Source organism: Streptomyces sp. LS-MS-L19, from assembly GCF_058382285.1.
Genome location: NZ_JBYCLL010000001.1, coordinates 7,331,338 through 7,344,481, shown reverse-complemented (window position 1 = coordinate 7,344,481; position 13,144 = coordinate 7,331,338). Strand labels below are relative to the sequence as shown.

Genomic DNA, 13,144 nt, shown 5'->3' with positions numbered 1-13,144 from the left:
CACTACTGAGGACTCACTACCGTTGGCGCGACAGTGAACGACACCGTTCACTAACGCGCTTGTGGGGGACCCATTGTGACAACCTCTCAGTTGATCAAAGATCAGAAACCAGGTGCGGCCCGCCGGGAAGGGCGTCCCGGCATCGCGCTCACCGTCATCGCGGCCTGCCAACTCATGGTGGTACTCGACGCGACGATTGTGAACATCGCGCTGCCGCACATTCAAGACGCGCTCAAGTTCAGCACCACCGACCTCACATGGGTGGTCAGCGCCTACACGCTCACCTTCGGCGGCCTGCTGCTCCTGGGCGGCCGGGCAGGTGACATCCTTGGGCGCCGCCGGGTCTTCATGACCGGCATCCTGCTGTTCACCTTCGCCTCGCTGCTCGGCGGACTCGCCCAGGAACCCTGGCAGCTGCTGGCCGCACGCGTCCTGCAGGGCGTGGGTGGCGCGATCGCCTCGCCCACTTCGCTGGCGCTGATCACCACGACCTTCCCCGAAGGGCCCGAGCGGAACCGGGCCTTCGGTGTCTTCGCCGCCGTCTCCGCGGGCGGCGGCGCGATAGGCCTGCTGGCGGGAGGAATGCTCACCGAGTGGCTCGACTGGCGGTGGGTGCTCTTCGTCAACGTGCCGATCGGCGTACTGATCGCGGTACTCACCCCGCTCTACATCAGCGAGTCCGAGCGGCACAGCGGCCGCTTCGACATCGCGGGGGCCCTGACCTCCACCGGAGGCATGGCCCTGCTCGTCTACGGCTTCATCCGCGCCGCCGACGAGGGCTGGCAGGACAGCCTGACCATCGGCTCCTTCGGCGTCGCCGTAGTGCTCCTGCTCGCCTTCGCGTACATCGAGTCGCGAGCCAAGGAGCCGATCACCCCGCTGCGGATGTTCGCCGACCGCAACCGTGCGGGCACGTACGTGATCATGCTGAGCCTGGCCGCGGCGATGTTCGGAATGTTCTTCTACATCGTGCTCTTCGTCCAGAACGTACTGGACTACACCCCTATCGAGGCCGGACTCGCGTTCCTGCCGGTGACCGTCGTGATCGCTCTGGGCGCGGGTCTGTCGCAGCGGTTCCTGCCGGTGTTCGGCCCCAAGCCGTTCATGCTCACCGGGTCGGCGCTCGCGGTGGCCGGTCTCGCCTGGCAGGCGCTCATCAGCTCCGACAGCTCCTACGCCGGCGGAGTGCTGGGCCCGATGCTGGTCTTCGGCTTCGGCATGGGCCTTAACTTCGTGACACTGACGATCACAGCGGTCTCCGGTGTCGCCCAGCACGAGGCCGGCGCGGCTTCCGGGCTGCTCAACGCCATGCAGCAGGTGGGCGGTTCGCTCGGACTGTCCATCCTGACGACGGTGTTCGGGTCCGCCAGCAAGGACGAGGCGGAGAAGCAGCTGCCGAACTTCATGGCCAACGGGTCCGCGGAGCAGAAGGCGGAGTTCGCCAAGACGCACCAGCTGCCCGCTCCCTGGGGGCACGAGGTGCTCGCCCAGGGCATCTCCACCGGCTTTGTCGCGGCCGCCGCGATGGCCGTACTCGCCCTGGTCAGCGCCTGGCTGGTGATCAAGGTCCGCAAGAGCGACCTGGAGGCGCTCGCCGGCACGGCGGGTCCGGGCCTCGGCTGACCCGGACGGACTCACACCGAACAGCGGACGGCCGGGCCCGATCCCGGGGACCGACGGCGAGGACGACGGCCCGGCCATCCGCGCACGGAGCACAACCCACAGCACGGCGAACATCCCGAGCACCGGCAACCACTTCATCACCACACCCCCCATGCCGGCCTTCCGCGTGCACCGGCCCATCCGTCGCACGGCAACTGCCACGACAACGAGCTGACGGTCACGCAGAGTTCCCGACATGCACGGAGAGTTCCGGCGCGGTGATCGCGGGGCTCCTACTCAGGCACCCGCATCCACTCCGGAAAGGCCTCGGTGCGCTCCAGCCACTCGGCGGGCGGCGCCCCGGCCTTCCCGGCGGCGATCACCCCGCCCACGATGGCGCAGGTCGTGTCCACGTCACCGCCGACCTGGGCGGTCGTCCAGAACGCCTCTTCGTAGTCGCCGAGGGATCGGGCGGCCGACCAGAGGGCGAACGGCACGGTGTCATGAGCCGTCGTACGGCGGCCGCAGCCCAGGACCGCAGCCACGGTGGAGGCGTCGCCGTAGTCGAGCATGTCCCGGGCCCTGCGCAGCCCCGCGCCGACGGCACTCTTCGGGACGAGCGCGATGACACCGTCGAGGAGCGCTCCGGGGCTCGGCGGGCCGCTGGGATCCGCGGCCAGGGCGGCTGCCGCGGCCACCGCCATGGCGCCGACAACGGCCTCACGGTGCTGGTGCGTGGGATAGGCGGAGATCTCCGCCTGGTGGGTCGCCTGCTCCGGGTCGTCCGCGTAGTAGGCGCCGAGGGGCGGGATGCGCATCGCGGCCCCGTTGCCCCACGAGCCCTGGCCGTTGAAGAGGGCCGCGGCGAGCTCACGCCAGTCGCCGCCCTCACGGACCAGCCGCAGCAGACGATTGACGGCGGGACCGTAGCCGCGGTCGAAGTCGTGGTGACGGGCGAAGGAGTGGGCCAGGGCGTCCTGGTCGATGCGGTGGTGCGTGCCCAGCACCGACACCACCGAGCAGGCCATCTCGGTGTCGTCCGTCCACTGCCAGTGGCCCGGCGGCAGCTCTCGGTTCTTCAGCAGGGGGTAGTTCACCGGGACGAAGAACTGCGAGCCCAGCGCGTCTCCCACGGCCAGACCACGCAGACTGGCCAGGGCGCGGTCCAGGCGCCCGTCGGGTGAGAATTCAGCGGTCATCGGTCGGCCACTCTAGTCGGAGATCCCGTACGGTTCCGGATCTCGCCAACGATCGAACGGCCTGTCCATCACGTACTTGCCGTCGTCCCCGAGAACGAGCATCCGCATCTCGGCGTTCCCCGGGTTCGACAGCGACTCGAATTCCGCGACCGTCCAGTGGAACCAGCGCATGCAGAACAGCCGCATGGCCAGGCCGTGCGTCACGATCAGGACGTTCGGCGGATGGTCGGGCGCCTCGAAGCTGCGGAACAGGCTCTCCAGGAAGCCGCCGACCCGGTCGTACACGTCGGCCCCGGACTCCCCCTGCGCGAACCGGTAGAAGAAGTGCCCGTAGGCGTCCCGATAAGCCTTTTGCAGACGTACGTCGTCCCGGTCCTGCCAGTTCCCCCAGTCCTGCTCCCGCAGCCGGGGTTCCTCGCGGACCCGTATGAGCTCGGGGTCCAGGTGGAAGGCGCGGAGCGTCTCGTGGGTGCGTCGGTACGGGGAGACGTACACACTGACGCGTTCGCGGCCGAAGACCTCGCGCAGCCGTTTGCCCGTCTCTTCCGCCTGCCGCCAGCCCTGCTCCGTCAGGGCCAGGGCGTGGTCGGGCTCGCGTTCATACACGGTGTCATCAACATTGCCCGTTGACTCCCCGTGCCGGACAAGGACGATGCGCCGTGGTCGTGCCATGCCAAAACCCTAGATCGAGTCGGCCCGTATCGAGGACTCGTACGGGCTCCATACGGCGTAGGTCACACAGTTTCCGCACCAGGAGTCACATATGGGCGCACCTGTACCGGGTCCGGATCTCAAACTGTCCAGGCAGGCTCGAGGTCCACGATGTCACCCGTGAGGGCGGCTACGTCGGCCTCGGTCTGGGCGCGCAGGGCGAGGCGCTCCACCCGTTCGGTGCGGTACTTGCCGTGTTCGGCGGCCGATCGCCACATGGAGAGCACCAGGAACTCGTGCCCGGGAGCCTCGCCGAACAGTCCGCGGATCATGCCGGGTGAGCCGGCCATCGCCGGGTTCCAGACCTTCTCCTGCATCAGGGTGAAGTGTTCCGCGCGTTCCTCGTGGACGCGGCAGTGAGCGAAGCGCACCAGGTCGGCGTCGGTGAAGCGGGGCTCGAAGCCCGTCTTCACGTCGAAGCGGTGGTCGAACAGCTTGACCTGGATGTCCTTGAACGTGCCTGACTGGGCCGCCGCGAGCCGGTCATGGGAACGCGCCATGAAGGAGTCGTAGAAGGAACGGCTCTCCCAGAAGGAGAAGATGTGCGCCACACCCTGCCGCCCCCGGCTCCAGCCTCCGCCCTGTCCCCGAAACCCCGGCTCTCCCAGTAGCCCCGCCCACTTTCGCTGCCCCCGCTCGAAGCCGCGGCGGTCCACCACGGTGCAGCGAATCCACTTGACCAGCACCGCGCCATCGTAAGGCCAGTGAGCGTGGCGTCGGTCACGCTCGGCGAGAGAGCGGGACCCCAAGTGTCGGACCCGCATGGCAGGATGGACAACCGGTCTTGCCTGACCGGCAGTTCGGGCCGTGGACACAGGGGGAAGGGGACGCCTGGTGAGCGCCATCAACAAGGGGATCCGCAAGGTCGAAGTCGCTCTCAAGTGGGATCCGAGTCCCGCAGGGCAGCCGGCCACCGACCTGGACATCGTTGCCGCGACCTATGTGGCGGACGCCCCGTACGGAGATCCCGCCTATGTGGTGCACTTCGACAGCCGCTCCCCCGACGGCACCATCTACCTCAACCGGGACAGCAAGGACGGCAAGGGCTTCGGCTGGGACGAGGTGATGACCCTGGAGCTCGACCGGCTCGACGCGCGGTACACGCGTGTGGTGGTCGGCACCGTCATCCAGCAGCGCTCCGCGCACCGCACCTTCGTCGGGGTGGCCAACCCGGCCCTGCGCATACGGGAGGGCTACACGGTCCTGGCCGAGGACGACTTCGGCAGCGTCCTCGGTGCGACGGCGGCGACCATCGCCGAGTTCGTCCGCCAGGAATCCGGCACCTGGGACTTCCACCCCGGGATCAGCGGCTTCGAGGACGACCCCGCCACCTTCACCCGGAGCATGGGCCGCAAGTGACGCGTCAGCCGGCGGTCCAGCCGGGGACCGTCGGCAGCACCGTCTCGGCGATCCGGAGCAAGGCGAAGTCATCGGGGACGACGTCGTCCTGGCGCCATATGGTGACCTCGTAGAAGCCGCCGCCGTCCTTGGAGTCCTTGGCGACCAGCAGACTTCGGGCGATGCCACCGGGCCCGGTGTCCACCTTGCCGCCGCCGAGGTTGAACTTCAGGGAGATGGTCCGGTCCGAGTAGAGGAGCGCCGGGTGCCCGCCTATGGTCCTGTTCTGCACCGAGCTGCCCAGGAAGCCCGCCATCTCGGCCACCGGGATGTCGTCGTCGGACGTGGAGAGCTTGACGGAGTAGGTGGCCAGCTGGATCTCCGCCTCGGGGGAGACGGTCCTTTCGCCGTCGGCCCACTTGCTCATGATCTCCTTGCCGCTGGCGGTCATCGCGTACTCGGTCGGGGTGCCGAGCAGCGTGGGCAGGTCCGCGCGGTTCAGCGCCGTGCACAGCTGCATCCCGGAGACGGGCTTCGAAGGCCTGGTGCCATCCGTCGCGTCGCACGCGGCCGGATCGGGGTCACTGGACTTCTGCTGAAAGGTCCCTGACAACAAAAGGGCGGCGAGACCCCCGACCAGTACCAGGGCAAAGAGGGCCTGACCCCATTCGTTCATGCCCTTCTCGGGTCTCTCGGCGCTCTTTACGGCATCGACGATCTGCTGCTCGCTCATGTCCCCCGTGTCCCCACCCTGCTGTTCGCGCCGGTCGTGCGCGGAGGGAGCCTAGCGTGTGATCCTCTTGTGGAGAAACGGAAAAGACCAAGGGCGGTGCGGTCGGTTTCCCGACCGCACCGCCCTATGCGGCTAGTTCAGCGTCAGCTGCAACCGCTGGTCGAGCCGCACCCCTCGCAGATGTAGCAGGAACCGGCCCGCTGCATCTTCGTACCGCAGGAGAAGCAGAGCGGGGCGTCGGCCTGGATGCCCAGCTGCATCTCCACCAACTCGGCGCTGGTGTGGGCCTGCTTCGGGGCGGGCTTGGCCGCCTCGACCGCCGCCTTGGGCGTGGCGACCGCCTTCAGCTCCTGGGCACGGGGCGCCGACTGGGCCAGCCCCTCGACGTCGACCTCGTCCTCGGTCGGCTCGTAGGAGCCGGTCTCCAGATGGCGCTGACGCTCCTCGGCGGAGTGGATGCCGAGCGCGGAGCGCGTCTCGAAGGGCAGGAAGTCCAGCGCCAGGCGGCGGAAGATGTAGTCGACGATCGACTGCGCCATCCGCACGTCCGGGTCGTCCGTCATACCGGCCGGCTCGAAGCGCATGTTGGTGAACTTCGAGACGTACGTCTCCAGCGGCACGCCGTACTGGAGGCCGACGGAGACCGCGATGGAGAAGGCGTCCATCATGCCCGCGAGGGTCGAGCCCTGCTTCGACATCTTCAGGAAGACCTCGCCGAGACCGTCGTCCGGGTAGGAGTTGGCGGTCATGTAGCCCTCGGCGCCGCCGACGGTGAAGGACGTGGTGATGCCGGGACGGCCCTTCGGGAGGCGCTTGCGGACCGGGCGGTACTCGATGACCTTCTCGACCGTCTCACGGATGGTCGCCTCGGCCTTCTCGGTGACCTCGGCCTTCTCCTTCTCCTTGGTCTTCGCGGAGAGCGGCTGGCCGACCTTGCAGTTGTCGCGGTAGATGGCGAGCGCCTTGACGCCCATCTTCCAGGCCTCGAAGTAGATCTCCTCGACCTCCTCGACGGTCGCCGACTCCGGCATGTTGACCGTCTTGGAGAGCGCACCGGAGATCCACGGCTGGATCGCCGCCATCATGCGGACGTGGCCCATCGCGGAGATGGAGCGCTCGCCCATGGCGCAGTCGAACACCTCGTAGTGCTCGTGCTTGAGGCCGGGGGCGTCGACGACATTGCCGTTCTCGGCGATGTGGGCGACGATCGCCTCGATCTGCTCCTCCTGGTAGCCCAGGCGGCGCAGGGCCTGCGGGACCGTGCCGTTGACGATCTGCATCGAGCCGCCGCCGACCAGCTTCTTGAACTTGACCAGCGCGAGGTCGGGCTCAAGACCGGTGGTGTCGCAGGACATCGCGAGACCGATGGTGCCGGTCGGGGCGATGACGGACGCCTGGGAGTTACGGAAACCGTTCTTCTCACCGAGACGCAGCACGTCCTGCCAGGCCTCTGTGGCGGCGGCCCAGATCGGCGTGTCCAGGTCGTCCATGCGGACGGCCTTGGTGTTCTCGTCGGCGTGCTGCTTCATGACCCGCAGGTGCGGCTGCGCGTTGCGCGCGTAGCCGTCGTACGGGCCGACGACCGCGGCGAGTTCGGCGGAGCGCCGGTACGAGGTGCCGGTCATCAGGGAGGTGATGGAGCCGGCGAGGGCACGGCCGCCGTCGGAGTCGTAGGCGTGACCGGTCGCCATCAGCAGGGCGCCGAGGTTGGCGTAGCCGATGCCGAGCTGGCGGAACGCGCGCGTGTTCTCGCCGATCTTCTGGGTCGGGAAGTCAGCGAAGCAGATGGAGATGTCCATTGCCGTGATGACGAGCTCGACGACCTTCGCGAAGCGCTCGACGTCGAAGGACTGGTGGCCCTTGCCGTCATCCTTCAGGAACTTCATGAGGTTCAGCGAGGCGAGGTTGCAGGACGTGTTGTCCAGGTGCATGTACTCGCTGCACGGGTTCGAGCCGTTGATACGGCCGGACTCCGGGCACGTGTGCCAGTGGTTGATGGTGTCGTCGTACTGGATGCCCGGGTCGGCACAGGCCCACGCGGCCTCGGCCATCTTGCGGAACAGGGCCTTGGCGTCGACCTCTTCGATGACCTCGCCGGTCATGCGGGAGGTCAGCCCGAACTTGCCGCCCGTCTCGACAGCCTTCATGAAGGTGTCGTTCACGCGGACCGAGTTGTTGGCGTTCTGGTACTGGACGGACGTGATGTCGTCGCCGCCCAGGTCCATGTCGAAGCCCGCGTCGCGCAGGGCGCGGATCTTCTCCTCTTCCTTCACCTTGGTCTCGATGAAGTCCTCGATGTCGGGGTGGTCGACGTCGAGGATGACCATCTTGGCGGCGCGGCGCGTGGCGCCACCCGACTTGATCGTTCCTGCGGAGGCGTCGGCACCGCGCATGAAGGAGACGGGACCCGAGGCGTTGCCGCCGGAGGACAGCAGCTCCTTGGAGGAGCGGATCCGGGAGAGGTTCAGGCCGGCCCCGGAGCCGCCCTTGAAGATCATGCCCTCTTCCTTGTACCAGTCGAGGATCGACTCCATGGAGTCGTCGACGGCCAGGATGAAGCAGGCGGAGACCTGCTGCGGCTGGGGCGTACCGACGTTGAACCACACGGGGCTGTTGAAGCTGAAGATCTGGTGCAGGAGGGCGTACGCCAGTTCGTGCTCGAAGATCTCCGCGTCGGCGGGCGAGGCGAAGTACTTGTAGTCCTCGCCGGCCTTCCGGTACGTCTTCACGATGCGGTCGATCAGCTGCTTGAGGCCGGTCTCGCGCTGCGGGGTGCCGACGGCACCGCGGAAGTACTTGCTGGTGACGATGTTGACCGCGTTCACCGACCAGAAGTCGGGGAACTCGACGCCGCGCTGCTCGAAGTTGACCGAGCCGTCGCGCCAGTTGGTCATGACGACGTCACGGCGCTCCCAGGCCACCTCGTCGTACGGATGCACGCCGGGAGTGGTGTGGATGCGCTCGATACGCAGGCCCTTGTTCGCAGCCGCCTTGGTGCCCTTGGCGCGGGAACTCCGTGCCGGACCGCTCGCCGTCTCTGTCATGCCGCCTCCCTGTACGGGCTAAAACGCCCTGAAGTGCCACGTTGTTCCCGTGACACGGTGTTCTGTCTGGTGTTGCGGGCGCCCACTCGCTACCGCCCGCAACAGGTCTCGTTCGCCGCCGTCCGGCCGTCCCGGGGTCCTGGCCCGGTCCGGCCCGCCGATCAGTCGGCGGCGCGGGCGGGCTCGGGGACCTGAGCAGTCCCCCCGGGCCCGCGATCGTCTTCCTGGCTCCCCACGACGGCCTCGTCGCCGTCCTTAGCCTCTCCGCGGTCCTCGTCGTCCGCGGCGGGGGGTCCCGTGTCTTCCCTCAGTTCCGCGATCGCGGCCTCGAAGTCCTCGAGCGAGTCGAACGCCCGGTAGACGGAGGCGAATCGCAGATACGCGACGAGATCGAGCTCCTGCAACGGGCCGAGTATGGCCAGCCCCACGTCGTGGGTGGTCAGCTCGGCGCTCCCGGTGGCCCGCACCGCCTCCTCGACCCGTTGGCCGAGCTGGGCGAGCGCGTCCTCGGTGACAGGCCGTCCCTGGCATGCCTTGCGCACACCGTTGATGACCTTGGTACGGCTGAAAGGCTCGGTGACTCCGGACCGCTTGACCACCATCAGCGAGCACGTCTCCACGGTCGTGAAACGACGGGAGCAGTCCGGACACTGGCGGCGCCTGCGGATCGACGTGCCGTCGTCGGTCGTACGACTGTCGACGACGCGGCTGTCGGGGTGCCTGCAGAAGGGGCAGTGCATGAACTCCCAACCCTCCTCACAGCAGACTCAATAGCCTCGCTAGGCCCATGGGCCCCTCGAAGCAGCCCCAAGCATAGGGGATCGCGGCGGGCGTGGAGACCCGGGGGACCACAACTTCTGGGCTGCTGTAGCAATCCAAGCACTACATGTAGGGATCGGCACTACATACACGCCGTACGCGCGTGTCGCGTCCGTATGGGCATGTGCCGTACGACCGCCCCGACTCCCGGCGAACACGACGCACAGCCGTATCGCTGCGGCGCATGCGGAGATACCGTGGGCGCCACAAGGAGGGGACGTGGGATTCCCGCACAGATGGAAGCCGTTACCCGGCTGACAGGTCGCCGGGTGGCAGACTGGCCCAACAAACCGCGAGGTCGCCACCGGCGGTGAAGAGTACAGCAATGGGCCCTTTTGTTCGGCGGTCGGCGCGTTAGCCATACACCCAGACACTTGATCGCGTCAGGCAATCCGCGATTTTTCACTCGAACGTGTGTTTGGCGCAACCTTTCGAAAGCAACTACCGTTGTCCAGCAGGGAGACCATCGAGAGGGGCCGACGTGACCACGACCGCAGACAGTGCCACCATCACTGCCCAGGACCGTTCCCAGGGCCGACTCGAGCCGGTGCATGCGATGAACGAAGCCGTGAATCCCGAGGGACACAAGCGCTCCCTGCCGGGCCGACCTCCAGGCATTAGGGCCGACAGCTCGGGACTCACCGACCGGCAGCGCCGAGTGATCGAGGTCATCAGGGACTCCGTCCAGCGGCGCGGCTACCCGCCGTCCATGCGGGAGATCGGCCAGGCGGTGGGCCTGTCCAGCACCTCGTCCGTCGCCCATCAGCTGATGGCACTGGAGCGCAAGGGCTTCCTGCGCCGCGACCCGCATCGCCCGCGCGCGTACGAGGTGCGGGGCTCCGACCAGGGCGCCTCGGTGCAGCCCACGGACACCGCGGGCAAGCCGGCCGCGTCGTACGTCCCGCTGGTCGGCCGGATCGCCGCCGGTGGCCCGATCCTCGCCGAGGAATCCGTCGAGGACGTGTTCCCCCTCCCGCGCCAGCTCGTCGGTGACGGTGAACTGTTCGTCCTCAAGGTCGTCGGTGACTCGATGATCGAGGCCGCGATCTGCGACGGCGACTGGGTCACCGTCCGCCGCCAGCCCGTCGCCGAGAACGGCGACATCGTGGCCGCGATGCTCGAAGGCGAGGCCACCGTCAAGCGCTTCAAGCGCGAGGACGGCCACGTCTGGCTTCTCCCCCACAACTCCGCGTACGAGCCGATCCCCGGCGACGACGCGACCATTCTCGGCAAGGTGGTGGCAGTTCTGCGGCGCGTCTGAGCACCGCGGCAGGCCTCGCCGATTCGACCGGGCCCCGGAACCCCTGCGCCGGTTCCGGGGCCCTGCACTGTCCGGCCCCGGCGACGGACGGTTCACATCGGGGTGGCTGTCCCTATCCCGGGGACAGCCACCCCACGTCTGTCAGGCTTCGGCCTGCACCTCCTCGGCGTCTGCCTGCGCCTTCTCGACCTCGGCCGCCGCCTCCACCGCCTTCGCGGCGGCGTCGATCGCTGCCAGTGACTTCCGGACCTGATTACGGTCCGTGGTGTACCAGAAGTCAGGCAGTGACGCCTTCAGATAGCTGCCGTACCGCGCGGTGGCCAGTCTTTGATCCAGTACGGCTACGACGCCGCGGTCCCCCGAAGCGCGGACGAGGCGGCCGGCGCCCTGGGCCATGAGCAGCGCGGCGTGGGTGGCCGCGACGGCCATGAAGCCGTTGCCACCCGCCTCCTCGACCGCCTTCTGGCGGGCGCTCATCAAAGGGTCGTCGGGACGCGGGAACGGGATCTTGTCCATGACGACCAGCTGACAGCTGGGGCCGGGGACGTCTACGCCCTGCCACAGCGACAGTGTGCCGAAGAGGCAGGTCTTCGGGTCGGCCGCGAAGTTCTTGATCAGTTCGCCGAGGGTCTCCTCGCCCTGGAGGAGGATCGGGAACTCCGGGATACGGGAGCGCAGTTCCTCGGCGGCCAGCTGGGCCGCTCTCATGGACGAGAAGAGCCCCAGGGTGCGGCCGCCGGCGGCCTGGATGAGCTCGGTCAGCTCGTCGAGCATGTCCACGCGATCGCCGTCCCGCGCGGGGCGCGAGAGGTGCTTGGCGACGTACAGGATGCCCTGCCTCGGGTAGTCGAAGGGTGAACCCACGTCCACGCCCTTCCACTTCGGCAGGTCATCGCCCTCGGTGCCCTCCGGGGCGAGCCCGAGGGACGCTCCCACGCCGTTGAAGTCGCCGCCCAGCTTCAGGGTCGCCGAGGTGAGGATCACGGAGCGGTCCGCGAACAGTTTCTCCCTCAGCAGGCCCGACACCGACATGGGGGCGACGCGCAGAGAGGCACCGAAGCGGTCGTGACGCTCGTACCAGACGACGTCCCACTCCGAGCCGTTCGTGATCCGCTCCGCCACGTCGTGGACCGACTCCACCGAGGCGAGCGCCTGCTTGCGGACCGCGTCCTCGTCCTGGACCGACTTGTCGCGGGTCGCGCCGATCGCGGAGATGACCGTACGCGCGGCGTCGCGCAGGGCCATGAGCGCGTAGCCGAGGTCCTCCGGGATCTCCTCGAGGCGGCCGGGCAGGGCGAGTTCCATCAGCCGCTCGAAGCCCTCGGCGGCGGTCTGGAGCTGGTCGGCCGCCTTCTCATTGACCAGCTTCGCGGCGCGGCGTACCGCGCGGTTGACCTGGCCGGGGGTGAGCTCGCCGGTGGCGACGCCGGTGACCCGGGAGACCAGCTCGTGAGCCTCGTCGACGATCAGCACCTCGTGCTGCGGGAGGACCGGGGCACCTTCGATGGCGTCGATCGCGAGCAGCGCGTGGTTGGTGACGACGACCTCGGCCAGCTTGGCGCGCTCTCGGGCCATCTCGGCGAAGCACTCTGCCCCATAGGCGCACTTGGTGGCTCCCAGGCACTCGCGGGAGGACACGGAGATCTGCGCCCAGGCCCGGTCGGAGACGCCGGGCGTGAGGTCGTCGCGGTCACCGGTCTCGGTGTCCTGGGACCAGTCCCGCAGCCGCAGGAGGTCCTGGCCCAGCTTGCTGGTGGGCGCCGCGGCCTCGAACTGGTCGAAGAGGCCCTCCTCCTCGTCCTGCGGCACGCCCTCGTGCAGCCGGTGCAGACACAGGTAGTTCGACCGGCCCTTGAGCATGGCGAACTCCGGACGACGGCGCAGGAGCGGATGCAGAGCCTCGACCGTGCGCGGCAGGTCACGCTCGACGAGCTGTCTCTGGAGGGCCAGGGTGGCCGTCGCTACGACGACCCGCTCCCCGTGCGCGAGCGCGGGCACGAGATAGCCCAGCGACTTTCCGGTGCCGGTGCCGGCCTGCACCAGCAGGTGGGAGCTGTCGTCGATCGCGTCCCTGACGGATTCGGCCATGGTCACCTGGCCGGGGCGCTCCGTACCGCCGACGGCAGTGACGGCAGCATGCAGGAGTTCGGGGAGTGAGGGCTTCGTCATAGCGCGACCACCCTACGGCCCGGCACTGACATTGGGGTGATCAAGGCGGGGACGAGGGGCGGGAACAGGACCGGGAGCGCCTCGGAGCAGCAGCCGGTCGGTAGCGGATCGGGCTCGACTCGGTTCGTACGGGACCGGGTCTGATACAAGCGGGTCGGGATCCGTCCATCGACGGCCGAAAGTGACCGGGGAGCCCGTCTGACGGGCGTGGTCCACGAGGTGCGGGGCCGTCGCAAGAAATCTTTCGTGACGGGTGGGAACCGACTGG

General features: G+C 68.3%; 10 protein-coding genes. 3 read left to right on the top strand and 7 right to left on the bottom strand.

Translation table 11 applies throughout. From position 1 onward, the window contains the following. The first annotated feature begins 75 nt into the window (after positions 1-75). Positions 76-1,623 (top strand): MFS transporter, encoded by a 1,548-nt coding sequence (locus AC2XR2_RS32815; RefSeq protein WP_491517003.1) that lies wholly within the window; start codon positions 76-78, stop codon positions 1,621-1,623. Between the two features lie 272 nt (positions 1,624-1,895). Here AC2XR2_RS32815 and AC2XR2_RS32810 read toward each other — a convergent pair whose 3' ends face one another. From AC2XR2_RS32810 to AC2XR2_RS32800, 3 genes are all read right to left on the bottom strand, one after another. After that, a complete protein-coding gene (locus AC2XR2_RS32810) occupies positions 1,896-2,801 on the bottom strand; it encodes an ADP-ribosylglycohydrolase family protein (RefSeq protein ID WP_491517002.1) in 906 nt (301 codons plus the stop codon). Between the two features lie 12 nt (positions 2,802-2,813). Beyond that, positions 2,814-3,473 carry a histidine phosphatase family protein gene (locus AC2XR2_RS32805; RefSeq protein WP_330264003.1) on the bottom strand — a complete coding sequence of 220 codons (660 nt, stop codon included), beginning with the start codon at positions 3,471-3,473 and terminating at the stop codon, positions 2,814-2,816. A 119-nt stretch (positions 3,474-3,592) separates the two neighbouring features. Then, positions 3,593-4,198 carry a YdbC family protein gene (locus AC2XR2_RS32800; RefSeq protein ID WP_330264004.1) on the bottom strand — a complete coding sequence of 202 codons (606 nt, stop codon included), beginning with the start codon at positions 4,196-4,198 and terminating at the stop codon, positions 3,593-3,595. Positions 4,199-4,346: 148 nt separating this feature from the next. Between AC2XR2_RS32800 and AC2XR2_RS32795 the strand changes: the two genes are divergently transcribed. Next, entirely contained in the window at positions 4,347-4,871 is a 525-nt protein-coding gene (locus AC2XR2_RS32795) for a TerD family protein (RefSeq protein WP_381302251.1), read from the top strand. Between the two features lie 4 nt (positions 4,872-4,875). Here AC2XR2_RS32795 and AC2XR2_RS32790 read toward each other — a convergent pair whose 3' ends face one another. The 3 genes from AC2XR2_RS32790 to nrdR all read right to left on the bottom strand — a co-directional run bounded on the left by AC2XR2_RS32790 (position 4,876) and on the right by nrdR (position 9,367). Continuing rightward, complete coding sequence (locus AC2XR2_RS32790) at positions 4,876-5,583, bottom strand: DUF6215 domain-containing protein (RefSeq protein WP_449353224.1); 708 nt, start codon at positions 5,581-5,583, stop codon at positions 4,876-4,878. A 143-nt stretch (positions 5,584-5,726) separates the two neighbouring features. Then, positions 5,727-8,627, bottom strand: coding sequence for a vitamin B12-dependent ribonucleotide reductase (locus AC2XR2_RS32785; RefSeq protein ID WP_449353223.1), 2,901 nt, complete (start codon positions 8,625-8,627; stop codon positions 5,727-5,729). A gap of 161 nt (positions 8,628-8,788) precedes the next feature. Next, complete coding sequence (gene nrdR / locus AC2XR2_RS32780; protein ID WP_491517001.1) at positions 8,789-9,367, bottom strand: transcriptional regulator NrdR; 579 nt, start codon at positions 9,365-9,367, stop codon at positions 8,789-8,791. Positions 9,368-9,927: 560 nt separating this feature from the next. Here nrdR and lexA point away from each other — a divergent pair. Then, positions 9,928-10,707 carry a transcriptional repressor LexA gene (lexA, locus tag AC2XR2_RS32775; RefSeq protein ID WP_057613273.1) on the top strand — a complete coding sequence of 260 codons (780 nt, stop codon included), beginning with the start codon at positions 9,928-9,930 and terminating at the stop codon, positions 10,705-10,707. A 141-nt stretch (positions 10,708-10,848) separates the two neighbouring features. On the opposite strand, the gene AC2XR2_RS32770 is transcribed toward lexA, so the two are convergent. Next, on the bottom strand, positions 10,849-12,876 hold the full coding sequence (locus AC2XR2_RS32770) for an ATP-dependent DNA helicase (RefSeq protein WP_381307704.1): 2,028 nt from the start codon (positions 12,874-12,876) through the stop codon (positions 10,849-10,851). Positions 12,877-13,144: the final 268 nt, after the last annotated feature.